This window comes from Neisseria uirgultaei (assembly GCF_962719845.1).
Classification (GTDB): Bacteria; Pseudomonadota; Gammaproteobacteria; order Burkholderiales; family Neisseriaceae; genus Neisseria; species Neisseria bergeri.
In genome coordinates, this window is sequence record NZ_CAUIYF010000003.1 from 72,299 (window position 1) to 87,761 (window position 15,463).

17 protein-coding genes and 1 pseudogene are annotated in these 15,463 nt (G+C 50.6%); 6 read left to right on the forward strand and 12 right to left on the reverse strand.

All coding sequences use genetic code 11. From position 1 onward, the window contains the following. The first annotated feature begins 136 nt into the window (after positions 1 to 136). The gene (locus Q9J32_RS02610) at positions 137 to 538 is read left to right on the forward strand and encodes a c-type cytochrome (RefSeq protein WP_308446881.1); all 402 of its coding nucleotides are present in this window, start codon (positions 137 to 139) and stop codon (positions 536 to 538) included. A 62-nt stretch (positions 539 to 600) separates the two neighbouring features. Here Q9J32_RS02610 and Q9J32_RS02615 read toward each other — a convergent pair whose 3' ends face one another. Beyond that, the gene (locus tag Q9J32_RS02615) at positions 601 to 2,322 is read right to left on the reverse strand and encodes a potassium/proton antiporter (protein WP_301884262.1); all 1,722 of its coding nucleotides are present in this window, start codon (positions 2,320 to 2,322) and stop codon (positions 601 to 603) included. Positions 2,323 to 2,525: 203 nt separating this feature from the next. Here Q9J32_RS02615 and Q9J32_RS02620 point away from each other — a divergent pair, with 203 nt between their 5' ends. The 3 genes from Q9J32_RS02620 (at position 2,526) to rpoH (ending at position 6,252) form a co-directional block, all read left to right on the forward strand. After that, complete coding sequence (locus tag Q9J32_RS02620) at positions 2,526 to 3,383, forward strand: DUF808 domain-containing protein (RefSeq protein WP_301884321.1); 858 nt, start codon at positions 2,526 to 2,528, stop codon at positions 3,381 to 3,383. A 68-nt stretch (positions 3,384 to 3,451) separates the two neighbouring features. Continuing rightward, positions 3,452 to 5,011, forward strand: coding sequence for an apolipoprotein N-acyltransferase (gene lnt, locus Q9J32_RS02625; RefSeq protein WP_301884264.1), 1,560 nt, complete (start codon positions 3,452 to 3,454; stop codon positions 5,009 to 5,011). A 377-nt stretch (positions 5,012 to 5,388) separates the two neighbouring features. After that, positions 5,389 to 6,252 (forward strand): RNA polymerase sigma factor RpoH, encoded by an 864-nt coding sequence (gene rpoH, locus Q9J32_RS02630; RefSeq protein ID WP_301884265.1) that lies wholly within the window; start codon positions 5,389 to 5,391, stop codon positions 6,250 to 6,252. A gap of 172 nt (positions 6,253 to 6,424) precedes the next feature. On the opposite strand, the gene Q9J32_RS02635 is transcribed toward rpoH, so the two are convergent. The 6 genes from Q9J32_RS02635 to Q9J32_RS02660 form a co-directional block, all read right to left on the reverse strand. Further along, positions 6,425 to 6,943 (reverse strand): hypothetical protein, encoded by a 519-nt coding sequence (locus Q9J32_RS02635; RefSeq protein WP_301884267.1) that lies wholly within the window; start codon positions 6,941 to 6,943, stop codon positions 6,425 to 6,427. After that, the gene (locus Q9J32_RS02640) at positions 6,927 to 7,361 is read right to left on the reverse strand and encodes a hypothetical protein (RefSeq protein ID WP_096109311.1); all 435 of its coding nucleotides are present in this window, start codon (positions 7,359 to 7,361) and stop codon (positions 6,927 to 6,929) included. The genes Q9J32_RS02635 and Q9J32_RS02640 overlap by 17 nt, the downstream gene beginning before the upstream one ends. 373 nt (positions 7,362 to 7,734) lie before the next feature. Beyond that, a complete protein-coding gene (locus tag Q9J32_RS02645) occupies positions 7,735 to 8,214 on the reverse strand; it encodes an SMI1/KNR4 family protein (RefSeq protein WP_301884271.1) in 480 nt (159 codons plus the stop codon). Then, positions 8,214 to 8,528: an HNH endonuclease gene (locus tag Q9J32_RS02650; RefSeq protein ID WP_301884274.1), complete on the reverse strand. Its 315-nt coding sequence runs from the start codon at positions 8,526 to 8,528 to the stop codon at positions 8,214 to 8,216. Before Q9J32_RS02650 ends, Q9J32_RS02645 begins: the two co-directional genes overlap by 1 nt. Then, positions 8,507 to 9,652 (reverse strand): VENN motif pre-toxin domain-containing protein, encoded by a 1,146-nt coding sequence (locus tag Q9J32_RS02655; RefSeq protein WP_301884275.1) that lies wholly within the window; start codon positions 9,650 to 9,652, stop codon positions 8,507 to 8,509. Before Q9J32_RS02655 ends, Q9J32_RS02650 begins: the two co-directional genes overlap by 22 nt. Positions 9,653 to 9,916: 264 nt before the next feature. Then, positions 9,917 to 10,438: a YqhA family protein gene (locus Q9J32_RS02660; RefSeq protein WP_301884277.1), complete on the reverse strand. Its 522-nt coding sequence runs from the start codon at positions 10,436 to 10,438 to the stop codon at positions 9,917 to 9,919. 191 nt (positions 10,439 to 10,629) lie between these two features. On the opposite strand from Q9J32_RS02660, the gene Q9J32_RS02665 reads away from it, so the two are divergent. Continuing rightward, the gene (locus Q9J32_RS02665; protein WP_301884279.1) at positions 10,630 to 11,514 is read left to right on the forward strand and encodes a YicC/YloC family endoribonuclease; all 885 of its coding nucleotides are present in this window, start codon (positions 10,630 to 10,632) and stop codon (positions 11,512 to 11,514) included. A gap of 90 nt (positions 11,515 to 11,604) precedes the next feature. On the opposite strand, the gene Q9J32_RS02670 is transcribed toward Q9J32_RS02665, so the two are convergent. From Q9J32_RS02670 to pgeF, 5 genes are all read right to left on the reverse strand, one after another. Continuing rightward, complete coding sequence (locus tag Q9J32_RS02670) at positions 11,605 to 12,120, reverse strand: RDD family protein (RefSeq protein ID WP_301884322.1); 516 nt, start codon at positions 12,118 to 12,120, stop codon at positions 11,605 to 11,607. A 74-nt stretch (positions 12,121 to 12,194) separates the two neighbouring features. After that, positions 12,195 to 12,614, reverse strand: coding sequence for a hypothetical protein (locus Q9J32_RS02675; protein WP_003753204.1), 420 nt, complete (start codon positions 12,612 to 12,614; stop codon positions 12,195 to 12,197). A gap of 120 nt (positions 12,615 to 12,734) precedes the next feature. After that, the gene (gene holA / locus Q9J32_RS02680) at positions 12,735 to 13,733 is read right to left on the reverse strand and encodes a DNA polymerase III subunit delta (RefSeq protein WP_301884282.1); all 999 of its coding nucleotides are present in this window, start codon (positions 13,731 to 13,733) and stop codon (positions 12,735 to 12,737) included. Position 13,734: 1 nt separating this feature from the next. Beyond that, positions 13,735 to 14,214, reverse strand: coding sequence for an LPS-assembly lipoprotein LptE (locus Q9J32_RS02685; protein WP_219204237.1), 480 nt, complete (start codon positions 14,212 to 14,214; stop codon positions 13,735 to 13,737). A 51-nt stretch (positions 14,215 to 14,265) separates the two neighbouring features. Continuing rightward, positions 14,266 to 15,045, reverse strand: a complete 780-nt coding sequence (pgeF, locus tag Q9J32_RS02690; protein WP_301884284.1) for a peptidoglycan editing factor PgeF — start codon at positions 15,043 to 15,045, stop codon at positions 14,266 to 14,268. A gap of 166 nt (positions 15,046 to 15,211) precedes the next feature. On the opposite strand from pgeF, the pseudogene Q9J32_RS10170 reads away from it, so the two are divergent. Then, positions 15,212 to 15,435 (forward strand): annotated as a pseudogene (locus Q9J32_RS10170) (hypothetical protein); the annotation flags it as partial. Between the last annotated feature and the right edge of the window lie 28 nt (positions 15,436 to 15,463).

The following is a 15,463-nucleotide window of genomic DNA, read 5'->3' on the forward strand; positions in this document are numbered from 1 at the left end:
TTCCCGCTACTTTAGCGTATGATGGCATCTATGCCGGACAGCACATCAAGTGCAAGCTTACTACCGATTCGGCAAGAAAACCTTTCACCCGCTACGCAAAATCAACAACAAGGTTTCAAACATTAAGGAAATGCCAATGAACACAACCCGACTGCCGACCGCCCTCGTCTTGTACTTCCTCTGCGCCGCCGCTTCTGCCGCCGACAACAGCATCATGACAAAAGGACAAAAAGTGTACGAATCCAACTGCGTCGCCTGCCACGGCAAGAAAGGGGAAGGGCGCGGCACTGCGTTTCCTCCGCTTTTCCGGTCGGACTATATTATGAACAAACCGCACGTCCTGCTGCACAGTATGGTCAAAGGCATCAACGGTACAATCAAAGTCAACGGCAAAACCTACAACGGATTCATGCCCGCAACCGCCATCAGCGATGCGGACATTGCCGCCGTCGCCACTTATATCATGAACGCCTTTGACAACGGCGGCGGAAGCGTTACCGAAAAAGACGTAAAACAGGCAAAAGGCAAAAAAAACTAAACAGACAAAATACCGTCTGAAACCGGCAATCCGGCTTCAGACGGCATTCAAATCAAACCTTTCTAACGCGGTACTTTCAGACCCATAGACCCGATATTGCCGTCCCCGTCAACCTCCTTCGCGGTCAGCATAAAGCCGCCGATGTCAATACGGTCGCCCTCGACCGGCTCCTGACTGTCGGAACGCTTATCGAAAAGCTCGGCAAGGCTCAAACCCTCTTCGCCCGCTTCCAGCTTCAAACCGTAAGCAAGTGCCAAATCGCCCGAACGTGCTGCCGGCGAAACGACAAACTCGCCGAAGAAATCAAAATTCTCACGGATGCCGATACCCGTCTCGGTAAAGTATTTCGCCATTTTATCGACCTTGCCGTCGGGCAGGATGTACCACGCCAAATCCCCCGCCTGAAGCACGGTGTCGGACTGCATTTCGATTCGGCTGCCGTTGCGTATCAATGCGAAACAGCGTGCGTCAAACGAATCGGAAATCGGTTCGACCGTATCGGGATGGTGTCCCTCCGCTTCAGATTCGGCAACCACTTTAAACGCCGACATTCTGACAATTTCCTTTTCCGCCAGCCAAATATCATGCGTATCTTTCGGTTCGGGCTTGTTGGGCATGGCAACCTTCAACAGCCGCGCCATCACAGGAATCGTCGTTCCCTGAATCAGCAGCGACAGCACCACCACGGCAAACGCCACATCAAACAGCAGGTGCGAATTGGGAACGCCCATCACCAACGGCATCATCGCCAGCGAAATCGGTACGGCTCCGCGCAAGCCCAACCAACTGATATACGCCTTTTCACGCAGGCTGTAATTGAATTTCCACAAACCGCCGAACACTGCCAGCGGACGCGCGACCAGCATCAGGAACGCCGCAATCGCCAAGGCTTCCGCCGCCCTGTCCAACACACCGGCGGGAGAAACCAGCAGACCGAGCATGACGAACAGGGTTGCCTGTGCCAGCCAAGCCAAACCGTCCATCACGCGCAAAACGTGTTCCGTCGCACGGTTGCGCTGGTTGCCGACAATGATGCCGGCAAGGTAAACCGCCAAAAAGCCGCTGCCGCCTATGGTATTGGTAAACGCAAACACAAGCAGCCCGCCCGACACAATCATCAGCGCGTACAGACCTTCCGCAAGATTCAGACGGCGTACCAGCTTTGCCAATATCTTTCCGCCCGCCCAACCCGTCAGCAGACCGAAACCGATTTGCAGCGCAAGCATCCGGACAAACGCCGCCGCACCCGATTCCGCCGGCTGCATAATCATGGTAATCAGTGCCGTAACCAAAAAAACCGCCATCGGGTCGTTCGCACCCGATTCGATTTCCAAAGTCGCCTGCACCCGTTCGTTCAAACGCACGCCGCTGTTGCGCAAAAGGCTGAATACCGCGCCGGCATCGGTCGAACCGACAATCGCCGCCATCAGCACGCCGAACTTCCAATCCAAACCGAGGTAAAAAGTTGCAAACAGTCCCAGCGGAAGCACGGTGGCAAACACGCCCCACGAAGCGAGTACCGACGCGGGCTTCAACGCAATCCGAAAACTGGAAAGCTGCGTCCGCAAACCGCCGTCGAGCAGAATAACCGCCAAAGCAAGCTGGCTGATGAAATTCGCCATCACGACATTATTGAAGGCAATGCCGCCAACGCCTTCCTCGCCCGCCAGCATGCCGACGGCAAGAAACACCAGCAGCAAAGGCATTCCCAAACGTGCGGACAAAGTGGTCGAAACCACGCTCAGGAACAACAGTGCGCCACCCAGCAGAAACAGACTGTTCATCCAATCCACGCAAACGATTCTCCCTTAAAATTCATGAAATTAAAATCGAAGATTGTAACACGGCATTTTCTTTTCACGAAACTTTATTTCATGTCCGCCACCGCGTTCAGACGGCATTTTCCTGTTTCATGCCGCCTGAGACCGCCCAAACCCGCGTTCTCCTATATAATGTCGGACTTTGCGCCGCATTTCAGGATTCTTTAATGGCATTTGCCTCACTATTTACCCTGCCAGACGACATCACCGCCGTTTTGGACGATGTTGCCCTGATGACCAAAGCCGCCGCAAAGAAAACCGCCGGCGTGGTCGGCGACGATTTGGCATCCAATGCCAACCGGGTTACAGGCGTATCGGCAGAACGCGAGTTGCCGATTGTTTGGCCGGTGGCGAAAGGTTCTTTTGCCGACAAGCCGGTTTTGGTGCCTGCGGCTCTGCTGCTTTCCGCCTTCCTGCCGCAACTCATTACGCCGCTTTTGACGGCAGGCGGGATTTATCTGTGCTTTGAGGGCGTGGAAAAGCTGCCGCACAAGTTTCTGCACCGACATGACGTGCATGATGACGGCGGAGAAACGACGGTTGACGAGCAGGATAAAATCAAAGGTGCCATCCGTACCGACTTTATCCTGTCCGCAGAAATCATCATCGCGCTGTGCGTGGTCGAGCAATACAGCCTGATAACGCGCTCGCTCGTGATGGCGGCAATCGGCATCGGCATGACTGTTTTGGTGTACGGAATCGTCGCCGTCATCGTCAAACTCGACGACTTGGGCATGCTGCTGATGCGCAGCCCACAAGCCTTTTCGCGCCGTTCGAGGCAAATGCTGACTGCCTTTATGCCTTGCTTTATGCGCGGTTTGAGCGTGGTCGGCACGCTTGCCATGTTTCTTGCCGGCGGCGGACTGGTCGCCCACAACCTCGGCTTTCTGCACGATTTCCTGCACGCGCAACAATGGGACGCTGGCTGGGCGGAATACTTCGCCAACCTCGTTGTCGGACTGCTTTCCGGTTCGATTGCCTGCGCCCCCGCCTTGCCGCTGATGAATCGTTTCGGCAGGCATTGATTCCTTTTTCAAATACCGATGCCGTCTGAAAGACGTTCAGACGGCATCTTCCGAACAGACAGACGAATATGTTTTCCAAACTGGACAAATACTGGCGGCACCCCGCCCTCTACTGGCCTTTGCTCATCCTTTTTGCCGCCGCCACCCCCTTCACTTTCGCACCCTACTACCACTTTTGGCTGATGCCGTTGATTTTCGGCGCCTTTGTCCGCCTCATCGAACTGCGTCCGCGTTTTGCCGCCTCTTCCGCCTACCTGTTCGGCCTGACCGCATACACGACACAGTTCTACTGGATACACACTGCCCTGCACGACGTTTCCGGCCTGCCCGACCTCTATGCCGTACCGCTGACCTTCCTGCTGCCCGCCTACCTTGCCCTTTATCCGGCACTGTGTTTCTGGCTGTGGAAAAAATTTACCCTGCCCCGGGGCATAAAGACCGGTCTGGTACTGCCCATCCTGTGGACGCTGACCGAGTTTGCCCGCGAGCGTTTCCTGACCGGATTCGGCTGGGGCGCAATCGGCTACTCCCAAATTACCCCGGACAGCCCGCTCGCCGGCTTTGCCCCATTGGGCGGCATCCACATGGTTACACTGGCAACCGCCTTTCTCGGTGTCTGGCTGGTTTTGGCGAGTGATAACACCGCACGTTCGGGCAAACGCCTGCTTCCAATTATCCTGATTGCCGCCCTGCTTGCCGCAGGCTACACCGCCCAACAAACCGACTTCACCCGCCCCGACGGCAGCCGCAGCACCGTCGCCCTGCTTCAGGGCAACATCGCCCAAACCATCAAATGGCGTGAAGATCAAGTCATCCCGACCATACAGAAATATTACGAACAGGTCGGCAAAACCACTGCCGACATCGTCATCCTGCCCGAAACCGCCATTCCCGTCATGCGCCAAAACCTGCCGGAAAACATACTGGCGCAATTCGCCGAACAGGCGCAAAACAACGGCAGCGCGCTCGCCGTCGGCATCAGCCAATACACTTCGGACGGCAACGGTTACGAAAATGCCATCATCAACCTGACCAGTTATCAGGAAAACAATCAGGACGGCATCCCCTACTACGCCAAAAACCACCTCGTCCCCTTCGGCGAATACAAACCGCTGCCCTTCCTGACCACGCCGCTTTACAAAATGATGGATATGCCCCTTTCCGACTTCCGCAAAGGCGGCGGCAAGCAATCCGCCCTGATGATGAAAAACCAAAAAATCGCCTTCAACATCTGCTACGAAGACGGATTCGGCGACGAACTGATTGCCGCCGCCAAAGATGCCACACTGCTTGCCAATGTCAGCAATATGGCGTGGTATGGAAAATCCAACGCCATGTACCAGCACCTCCAACAATCGCAGGCGCGGGCTATGGAACTCGGACGCTATATGGTCCGCGCCACCAACACCGGCGCAACCGCCATCATCTCCCCCAAAGGCAACATCATCGCCCAAGCCCAACCCAATACAGAAACCGTATTGGAAGGACACATCAAAGGCTATGTCGGCGAAACGCCCTATATGAAAACCGGCAGTTCATGGTGGTTGATGGGCATATTGACCCTAACCGCACTGATTCTTTTCATCGTATTTCCTTTTCGGTTGAAACCTCGCCCTTTAGGGCGGTAGAATCAGACTTTATTTGGGAGGGGGGTAACCCCTTCCAAATCAGGGCAACACATAGGGCGACGCTTTATGTGTCGTCCTGTGTGTTGAAACATCTTCCGAAACAAAGAACACTGATGCCTGCACAGCCCGTCCGGACGGGCTGTCTTTTTTCGAACCGACCGTTTACATACAACAACGTATGTAATATAATCCTGAAATCGAATTGAGCCATCAGGTTTACAAAATCAATCAAACTTGCCTTACAAAATTTTCCTGTCTTTCAAACCTTAGCGCATATCTCCTGCCAAACATACAAAATACAAGCCAAGCAGTGATATACTGCATCCCAACACACCAAACCGCCGATACGCAGTTTCAGCCGAAAGGAAATGCCTCAAATGAATAACGCTTTTGCATTACCCGCCATCCAAAGCGGCAACGGCAGCCTCGAACAATACATCCACACCGTAAACAGCATCCCGATGCTGTCCCAGGAAGAAGAAACCCGCCTCGCCGAACGCCGGATAAAGGGCGACCTCAACGCCGCCAAACAACTCATCCTGTCCCACCTGCGCGTTGTCGTTTCCATCGCGCGCGGCTATGACGGCTACGGGCTGAATCAGGCAGACCTGATTCAGGAAGGCAATATCGGACTGATGAAGGCGGTCAAACGCTACGAGCCTGGTAGAGGCGCGCGTCTGTTTTCATTTGCCGTACATTGGATTAAGGCGGAAATTCACGAATTTATCCTGAAAAACTGGCGTTTGGTCCGCGTTGCCACCACCAAGCCGCAACGCAAGCTGTTTTTCAATTTACGTAGTATGCGTAAAAACCTTAATGCCCTGTCTCCTAAAGAAGCACAGGAAATTGCCGATGATTTGGGTGTCAAACTTTCCGAAGTACTGGAAATGGAGCAACGCATGACCGGACACGACATCGCCATCATGGCGGACAACAGCGATGACGAAGACAGCTTCGCCCCTATCGACTGGCTTGCCGACCACGATTCCGAACCGAGCCGACAACTATCGAAACAGGCGCATTACGCCCTGCAAACCGAAGGCCTGCAAAACGCCTTGGCGCAATTGGACGACAGGAGCCGCCGCATTGTGGAAAGCCGCTGGCTTCAAGATGACGGCGGACTGACGCTGCACCAGCTTGCCGCCGAATACGGCGTATCTGCCGAACGCATCCGCCAAATCGAAGCCAAAGCTATGCAGAAACTGCGCGGTTTCCTGACCGAAGAAGCCGAAGCAGTTTGAAACGGGCGGCATTTTGCAACACGCGGGACCGTATCAGGCACATCCAAAAGGTAGGTGGGTAGTTTTAAAGCAGCCTGAAACGGAGTTTAGCGAAACCAGAACCAAAACCGCGTGTGCATAAATCACACCCTACCATTTCACATTTTTGGTTGGTTGCACAGGCTACGCTGGCTTAATCTAGATCCAAGAGTATTTCAGAACAATTTGAATATGACCTACCCCATTGAATTGAAAAGATTAAATCACAGCTATTCCCAAACGAATCTATGTTTATAACAATATTGTTATCAATGCAAAAATATTTTCCAAAGGTTTTATGTTCTTTAATTATTAAATAGCGGTATTGCTCAAATACCTGCTCTATATTATGTTTAGTATTAGGAGAACATTGCAGAAATCTAATTTTTCCATCAGAAAACTTAAATTCATTACTTTGATTGATACGTGGCTTACCCAAATCCCATGTTGCAGATCCCATTCTTCTCGATATATCAGAGATAAAATTAGTTGCATGGGTTTGCTTGATTTTAGCTATTCCAATCTCACCATCATTTTTTTCATTAGTATCTCCAAAATAAACCAAAATAATCAATAAAGGAATAGCCCCAAGACAAAACTCTCCTAATTTTACTTTTAATCGTAACCATGTTTTATTTACTCTATTCATTGTACGTTCACGCTTTATTTTCATAATAATCTGTTACTGCTTTTGGTGAAAGTGGGGCATTGCATCGATTACAATAATGAATAAATGGAACTACTCCTTGATTGCAAGCTATTTCTTGATTATCGACGCTGATTACTTTCCCATTAAACTGTTTTTGAAATCTGTGGCAATAGGGGCAAATAGTTAAAAAAACTGTAGAAATCACACTATATACACCGAGCAATACAAATAACAGCATGAGCCAATCCATTAATTCATTGAAGTTAGAGATATGAAGAATTTGATATTTCTGTAAAAAAACCAATAATCCCATAAAACCTGTATAAAAATATACAATTTTTGATGGTATCAATCTTCGTTGGAATCTTACGGCGATTTTTAGCTCACTTTCTCTGTTTTCAGGTTTAAATGGCATGATTTTGTCATAGTTATTCGTATCCATTGCTTATTTCCTTTTGCTTGGTTTTTCCGGTGAGTTGATTTTCTTTTTTTACATAGGCAACACATAAGCCGGCATCCGGCAATAGGCACTTGGCGATGCATGGGGGATTGATACCGCAGGCATGTGATGACACTGAGTACTTAGCTTTCGTTCCATGGTTCATTGGAAAATAGCTTGGGGGAGAGGAGGTTTAGAGGTGGGTTTATGGGCATAATTTAGGATTGCGATTAGTTAAAACAAAAAAGTAGGTAAGTGGTTTTAAGGCAGCCTGAAACCGAGTTCAGAGAAACCAAAACCGCGTGTGCATGAATGCACATCCTACCATTTCACTTTTTTGGTTGGTTACATAGGCTATGCTGGTTAGTAGTGCCAGTTAATCTACATCTTGATAAAGTTTATCTATAAAACTATCAAAATTAGGTGCGATGGGAACTGTAATCATCTTGGTATTACCTAGTTCATCTTCGTAAAATTCATCATGATACATAAGTACGATGGATGGATTACTTGAATTTTTACGGTAATCAAAACAAATATAATCGCCATTTGCACTTATTCCAAATGCAACAACTTGGTTTCCATAGCCATATTCATCATCAATGCATGAATAGGTATAGATATTTTCATGACAGGAGGCATCTTTTTTATATCCTAAAAATAAAATATTTCTGTCATCTGTATTCTTATTATTATCAATAAAAATAAAACAATCTTCTTCGGGATATAAATAATCATGTTCACTTATCAAATATATATACGATTTAGGGAATGTTACACCTAAATTTTCTGCAAATTTTTCAATGATTGAAGCAGAAACTTTTCCTTCATCTCTCCAGATATTTAATTTTTTCATTATTCATTTCCTTGATTAACGTCCTTTTTTAATGCATTTTGACCAGTATGTCTAACTGCATCATGTATTTCCAACGGTACTAGCTGCATGTTATTTGGTGCACTTTGTGCATTATGATGCCAAATATATCCATTAATAGTCCGTTTTCCAGCCATAATATCTTCTAACTGTGTGCTAGTAAAATTTGATTTAGGAATTACCCCCTTTTCTATTGCATCTCGCAAGCTTCTTGTAGCCGCTCTCATTTGTCCGATAGTTGATAAAGAAGTATCTAATCGTGTGGTAAATTTCGCTACATTATCGAAAATAGGCAAACCACACGGCTATCATAAGCGATATTAGCTACCAAACTTTTCCCTGAAACAGGGTCTTTATAATCTACACGAACTGATTTTCCACTTAAATTGGAGGTAACAGTTGAAGTATAATCAGATTTATTTTGATTGTTTACACTCTGTTGTGGTTTACGAGGGGCTGTTGTAGATGTAATATTTTCTGCCCCATATCTTTTTTCTAGTTCCGTTCTAATTTTTTGTGGTTCATAAGGTAAATCAGCGCCTTTACGCGCATCTTGTATAGCTTCAACCATCTTTTGGGTATTGCCTGCTGCTTTTGCTGCTTTATATGCTTTTTCAGCTTGATGCACTTTTTTGAGAGCATCTCCATATAGGGGGATAACTCCCATTGCGGCAAAAAAATAATCTCCTTTTGTTTTTGCTTCTGCAAACCCTTTCATATCCCCAATTACTGGAACAAAGTCAACCATGAATAAGGTTATTACTTTAATATTTTCTTGTTGGTTTTGTTCAAAACGCTTTTGGCATTCTTGCCGAGAAGATAATTTTATACATGAGGATAAAAAGTCTCTTTGTATTCTTTCATCAGGGGTAAACCCTTCTCTATCCAAAATGCCATTATTCCCCACCGCACTCTTCGCATTCAAGCTGCCTTGTGCCCCATCTGTTGCGCTGTTGCCGACTGCCGCACCCGTAGTCGTACCCAATAAGTTTGTAATCGCTGAAACAGTTTCTTTCTCTTCTGCCGTTAAGTCGCTTCCTTTTTCTTTGCCATATAACCATTTGCTGATGTAAGGCGCAGCCGCTTCCGACCCGCCCGCACTCAATGCTCCTGCTAGAGCATTGTTGTCTCCTGCTGCGGCAACCGTTGCTCCTAATACCGCGTGGGCAAGAACGTGAGAGGTTTCTTGACTGGCGGTTAGTTTGCCATTCGCGTTTTGACCGGCTAAATCTTTAAAGTGCTGTCCAATCGTATACGATACGGCTGGCGATGCGATAGCCGCAGCGATACCCGCTCCGCTTTGGGTCGGTGCAGTTAAGCCTGAGGCTAACATGTTGAGAATGACTTTGCCTTGTTGCCAATTATCTGCTTTTTCTGCCGTATCTTGAGCTTCATGGGCTTTGCGTTTGGCAGTTTCCATATCGCCATCGGCTAATGCCTCGGCTGCTGCTGTTTCGGATGCTTCTTTGTCTGCTTTGAGTTTGTCTAAATGTTGGTTAATCTCGGTATTGGCTTGTTGAACATTTTTACTAAAATCTTAACTGACGGTTCTTTGCAAATCCAGCTCGTTTTACACAGCTTCTTTGTTGAAGGTATTTTTCAGGTATGCCGCCCTGATTTGGAAAAGGTTGCACCCCTCGGGCAAACCGAAACCCTACTGCTGCGAAGGCAGGATGCCCGACCGTTAAGGAAATTGCGAAAAACCCCTGCCTAGACGGCTTGGCGGGGGTTTTCCATAGGGACACCGATGCACACCATACGCGATTTTATCCGTCAACGCCATTGCCGGAACCGGGAAACACGGATGAATCGGGCACTGCCGCATCGCTTGCTTTTCCGACACATTACCCGCGTTGATGAACGTTTGCAGCAGACGGACGGGCGAAATGCCGATAATCGGCAGCGGCAGGCACACTTCAAAAACCGAAGCATTCACGTTGCCCGACATTCCGGCCGGTCGGGATGTCTGCCGATCCGCAGGAGGGAGGCAAAGGTTTCGCAATCCCGTCAGAACCATCGTCGTCAGCTCGGCAATCATCGCCGCATCAATCAGGTTCGACACTGCCGACATAATGGCGTTCGTATCCAAAACACCCGCTTCGGTTGCCAAGTTCCACAGGGATTTCAAAAATGCATAGGCATAAACCGCCCGAACCGCAATCAGCCCCGCATAAATCGGCATGTGCAGCGGGCGGCTTGCAAACATCACTTTTGCCGGCCTCCCCGTCTCCGACCGCTGTTTCCCAATCCGTTTTCGGACATTGCACCCCTCGGGCAAACAAAAGCGCGTGATTTCAATCTACCGCTGCGAAATCTTCAATTTTTCACACCTGAAAACGCTTGCCGCCATACAGATGTGATATATTGATTCCATTTTAACGGACTTCGGAGAACGACATGAGCAGCGGAAATATCCACATCCACAGCATGACCGGCTTTGCCAACGCGGCGGCAGAGTGCGGCAGAAAACGCATCAACCTCGACATCCGTGCCGTCAACCACCGCTTTTTGGACATTCAAATCAGGATGCCCGACGATTTGCGCCATTTGGAAAGCGGCATCCGCGAGCAGATTTCATCCCATCTGGCGCGCGGCAAAGTCGAATGCAAAATTCAAATCCAAGATGCGGAAAACAGCGGACAGTCCTTGGAACTCAACTCGGATTTGGTGAACCAGCTTGCCGAAATCAACAAAAACCTCCGCAAACATTATGATTTGGCAAAACTGGGCGTTGCCGATATTTTGCGCTTTCCGGGCGTATTGGCAAGCCAAAGGGAAAATGCGGACGCATTGGCAAAGGTTATTGCCGATTTGACCGATTCGGCACTGAAGGACTTTACCGCCGCACGCCGGCGCGAAGGGAAAAAATTGGGCGAACACCTGTTGCAACGCCTCGAGTCTATGGAAGAAATCATCGGGGCATTGGGCGAAATCTTCCCCGCGCTGGTGGAAGCGCATAAAGAAAAAATCCGCGCCCGCCTTGCCGAAGCCGTCGGCAGCATCGACAACGACCGCCTGCAACAGGAGTTTGCCCTGTTTGTCCAAAAATCCGATGTCGATGAAGAATTCAGCCGCCTGCGCACCCACATTGCCGAAGTGCGCCGTATCGTTACCGAACACAAAGGCAGCAGCGGAAAACGGCTGGACTTCCTGATGCAGGAATTAAACCGCGAAGCCAACACTTTGGGCAGTAAATCCATCGCTACCGAATGTACCCAAGCCTCGGTCGAGCTGAAAGTCCTGATCGAACAGATGCGCGAACAGGTGCAGAATATCGAATAGCCCTGCCTTTTTCTCCAAACATGACAATGCCGTCTGGAACTTTTTTCAGACGGCATTCTTTATCGGCTGAAAACCTCTGTTGCAAGCAATTCAAGATTGTTCTTTCACATCCACCAACCTCGTTCCGACAAGGAAGTCATACAGAAACTGCCGGTCGGGATTCAGCAGTGCGAACCCCCATGGCAAAATCAGCCAAACCAATGCCGCACCGAATGCATCCTTGGGCGGAATACCGAGCAGGTGGCGCAATCCCGCATAGGCTAGCATAGGAATGAAGACGATAAATATGCACGCCCAAATAAAGCGCAGGCGCAGCAGGTGCAAAGACGGCTGTATGCCGTTAAGGTCGCACAAACCGATTTTCCATGTCCTCATTGCCAAAGTCTGCCCCTGTCCGTGCCAGTTGGCGCGGAAATACACCCACCACGAACCCATTATCAGGATACTGGTTACCAAGGCGGAAAGCAGGGTAGAAACAGGATTGAGGAAAATGGCGGCAATACCGGCAAGCAATGCTGCCAGACAGGTTGCCGCACCGACCAGCAGCATCTCATACAGCATGGCGGCAAAGCGGCGTTTGAGCGGGGCGGTTTTCAGTATCATCATCTTTTCAGTCGGAATATGCCGTCTGAAACACCGGCGGGTTTCAGACGGCATTCATACAGATATGCCTCAGACGGTTAACGGTGCGGACGTTTCTGACCGCGCGACTGTTTTGCCGCCATTTGGTTGATTTCCTGACGGGACGGACGTTTTTTGAACATGGCATGCGCCTCGTCAACCGAACATTTTTGCGACAGGCAGATTAAAGTAACGACATCCTTCTGGTATTGTCCGCCGCTATGATACATACGGCGCAGGTTGGCCTCATTGACTTTGCCTTTTTCCGGATCAATGTCGAATTTTTTCAGACGTTCGATAAACAGACGCTGCTGACGGCGGCTGGTCCAAACAAAACCGCCTGCGGCGGCAGCGACGATGATGGCGGCAAGCAGGATGGCAAGCGGCCAGGAATCGACAATCAATACGATAATGAGGCTTAAAACGGCGGTGGTCAGTAAAATCAGGCCGCCCAAGCGCAGTTTGGTCTTATTGTCCATAGGGTTGATGTTCCTTTATTGAGGTGGTCGTGCCGTCTGAAATGTTTTCGGACGGATTGGTGAATACTTTTCAGGATTAACGGTATTTTACAGTATTTTCGGATTTTAGGGATTGCCGCTTTATTCTGCCAGTGAAATGACGAGTTGTTTGAACGCCGCCCATGAATCGCCCTCTTCCGCACCTTTGATAATCCTGTCGATTTGGGCACAGGTTTTAAGCGCGTCAAGCAGGCGGAAGATGGAAATCCGCTTGACCGCAAGCGGTGCGAGCGTCTGCTTGTCGCCCCAAAGTCTGAGGCTGTTGCGGACGGATTGGATGCTCTGCCCCTGCTTCAGGGCGGCGGCAAGCCGGATCAGCGTCCTGATGTCTTCGGCAACCGCCCACAGAAGCAGCACCGGTTCTTCGCCCTCTTCCCGCAATCCGTCCAAAAGCCTGCATACGCGCGGGACATCGCCCTTCATCCACGCGCCTGCCAGTTGGAACACGTCGAAGCGGGCAACATTGGCGACGGCGGTTTGCGCCTCATCGATATTTAGGGTATGTCCTTTCGGATACAGCAGCGCGAGCTTGTCGATTTCCTGACGCGCCGCCAACAGATTGCCTTCCACGCGCTCGGCAAACAGTGCCAATGCGTCTGCCTCGATACCCAAACCGATTTTGTCCAGCCGTCCGCGTATCCATTGGGGCAAAGCCGCCGCTCCGACCGGTTTGGCTTCCCACACTTCCCCCTTTGTCGCCAATGCGGCAAACCATTTGGACTGGAGCTGGGTTTTCTCCAGTTTGGGCAGTAAAACCAGCGTTACCGTATCTTCCGGCAGGCGGGCGGCAAAATCCTGCAACGCCTCGCCGCCGTTTTTGCCGGGTTTTCCGTTGGGGATATGCAGTTCCAACAGTTTCAAATCGGCAAACAGACCCGCACTGCCTGCGGTTTGCAGCAGTTCGTTCCAATCGAAAGACGCATCGGCGGTATAGGACTCGCGGTTGAGATAACCCTGCTTCTTCGCAGCCGCCCTCAATGCGTCCAATGCCTCGATACGCAACAGTTCTTCCTCGCCGTGGATGACGTACAGCGGTTTCAAAGGCGCGTCCGTATCGATGCGTCCGATATGTGCCGCCACGTCATTCCGCCTTCAGAAAGGTCAGGCGGCGGACAATTTGTTCGGCGGCATCCTGCCGCATTTCCGCCCACAGGGTTTCTTCTTCTTCCTGTTTGCCCAAAATTTCGTTGTCGGCATAAGCAAGGACGCGGCGGACGGACACGGTCATCGGTTTGCCGACCGGCTCGCCGCGTTTCAATACCTGCGCTTCAACCGTCAAGATTAAAAGATATTCGTTGATGACTGCCGCACGGGTAACGGTATAGGTTTCCTTGTTTTGGGAAACGCTGTCTATACGCAGGGTCATCTGCGCGCCGGCAGCATCGTCCACCCTGCCCGAAGCCTGATACAGCGCGGTTTCCAAAGGAAACTGCAATGCCTGTCCGCCTTCGATGTGCCAGCTCCGGTAGGTCAGCGGCGGAGAAATGCCGTCTGCACCTTTCAGGTGGAAACCGCACGCGCCCAGCATCAGCACTGCGGCAGTAAGAAACAGTTTGTTCATGGCTTGCCTTTCTCAAAAGCACAAAGTCGGTAGATTATATCAGCGGCGTGTTCAGACGGCATTGCCGTCCAGCCAAATCAGGCTCGCCATACGCCCTGTCGCTCCGTCGCGGCGGTAGGAAAAGAAAGTATCCCGTTCTAAAACCGTGCAATGCGTGCCGCCGTACACGCCGCCCACGCCTTCGCGCTTCAGAATCAGGCGGGCGAGCGCGTAAAGGTCGGCAAGGAATTTGCCGCCGCCTATGCCTTCAAATGCGGCGGCGGCTTCGGGCATGGGCGTGCAGAACGCATCAAACACGTCCTGTCCGACTTCAAACGCATCCGCACTGATGGCGGGGCCGAGATACGCCATGATTTCGACAGGCGGAACCTTCATCGCGGCAATGGTGTTTTGCAATACGCCGCCCGCCAAACCGCGCCAGCCCGCGTGTGCGGCGGCAACCGCCGTACCTGCCCTGTCGCAAAATAGAACAGGCAGGCAGTCTGCGGTCATCACGGCACAGGCGGCTTTACCCGTGTCGTCCACGGAAGCGTCCGCATCGGGTGTGCCGCCCAACGCTTCGGCAGCGTTGACGACAATGGTGCTGTGGATTTGATTGAGGTAGGCAACGGGCAATCCGACCTGCTGTTGCACGATTTCGCGGTTGCGGCGCACGGCTTCGGGATTGTCGCCGACGTGCGTACCGAGGTTCAAACTCTGATACGCACCTTGGCTCACGCCGCCGTTGCGCGTGGTAATCAGGGTTTTCACATTGGCGGGCGCGGGCCAATCGGCGGTCAGGAAGTTTTTGCCTTTCGGGGCAAGATTTAGGGTTTCTGTGATGGTTTTCATTGGATATTGGAATAGGTGTGTGGCGGAAAGGGTTGATTAACTGCATTTGGGGCAAATGAATGCTTGTTTTTTCGTCATTCCCGCACAGGCGGGAATCCGGAGATTCGGGATTGTTTTCAAACGTTCGGGTTCGGATTCTTGCAGGCGCGGGAATGATGCCCTTATATATAGTGGATTAAATTTAAATCAGGACAAGGCGACGAAGCCGCAGACAGTACAAATAGTACGGAACCGATTCACTTGGTGCTTCAGCACCTTAGAGAATCGTTCTCTTTGAGCTAAGGCGAGGCAACGCCGTACTGGTTTAAATTTAATCCACTATACTTTCTCCGAGCTTTATATGTTTCAACAGAGGACGGCACATCAAGCACCGCACTGCGTGTTGCCCGAACGAGGCTGCCCTCCGATTAGATTCTAT

What these genes read in the sequence shown, in the direction of transcription:
- rpoH (WP_301884265.1), top strand. Translation starts at nt 5,389, where the DNA reads ATGAATAACGCTTTTGCATTACCCGCCATCCAAAGCGGCAACGGCAGC.
- Q9J32_RS02615 (WP_301884262.1), bottom strand. Translation starts at nt 2,322, where the DNA reads ATGAACAGTCTGTTTCTGCTGGGTGGCGCACTGTTGTTCCTGAGCGTG.
- Q9J32_RS02675 (WP_003753204.1), bottom strand. Translation starts at nt 12,614, where the DNA reads ATGGACAATAAGACCAAACTGCGCTTGGGCGGCCTGATTTTACTGACC.
- Q9J32_RS02645 (WP_301884271.1), bottom strand. Translation starts at nt 8,214, where the DNA reads ATGAAAAAATTAAATATCTGGAGAGATGAAGGAAAAGTTTCTGCTTCA.
- Q9J32_RS02655 (WP_301884275.1), bottom strand. Translation starts at nt 9,652, where the DNA reads ATGGAAACTGCCAAACGCAAAGCCCATGAAGCTCAAGATACGGCAGAA.
- Q9J32_RS02610 (WP_308446881.1), top strand. Translation starts at nt 137, where the DNA reads ATGAACACAACCCGACTGCCGACCGCCCTCGTCTTGTACTTCCTCTGC.
- Q9J32_RS02620 (WP_301884321.1), top strand. Translation starts at nt 2,526, where the DNA reads ATGGCATTTGCCTCACTATTTACCCTGCCAGACGACATCACCGCCGTT.
- Q9J32_RS02635 (WP_301884267.1), bottom strand. Translation starts at nt 6,943, where the DNA reads ATGAAAATAAAGCGTGAACGTACAATGAATAGAGTAAATAAAACATGG.
- Q9J32_RS02670 (WP_301884322.1), bottom strand. Translation starts at nt 12,120, where the DNA reads ATGATGATACTGAAAACCGCCCCGCTCAAACGCCGCTTTGCCGCCATG.
- pgeF (WP_301884284.1), bottom strand. Translation starts at nt 15,045, where the DNA reads ATGAAAACCATCACAGAAACCCTAAATCTTGCCCCGAAAGGCAAAAAC.
- lnt (WP_301884264.1), top strand. Translation starts at nt 3,452, where the DNA reads ATGTTTTCCAAACTGGACAAATACTGGCGGCACCCCGCCCTCTACTGG.
- Q9J32_RS02660 (WP_301884277.1), bottom strand. Translation starts at nt 10,438, where the DNA reads ATGTTTGCAAGCCGCCCGCTGCACATGCCGATTTATGCGGGGCTGATT.
- Q9J32_RS02685 (WP_219204237.1), bottom strand. Translation starts at nt 14,214, where the DNA reads ATGAACAAACTGTTTCTTACTGCCGCAGTGCTGATGCTGGGCGCGTGC.
- Q9J32_RS02665 (WP_301884279.1), top strand. Translation starts at nt 10,630, where the DNA reads ATGAGCAGCGGAAATATCCACATCCACAGCATGACCGGCTTTGCCAAC.
- Q9J32_RS02640 (WP_096109311.1), bottom strand. Translation starts at nt 7,361, where the DNA reads ATGGATACGAATAACTATGACAAAATCATGCCATTTAAACCTGAAAAC.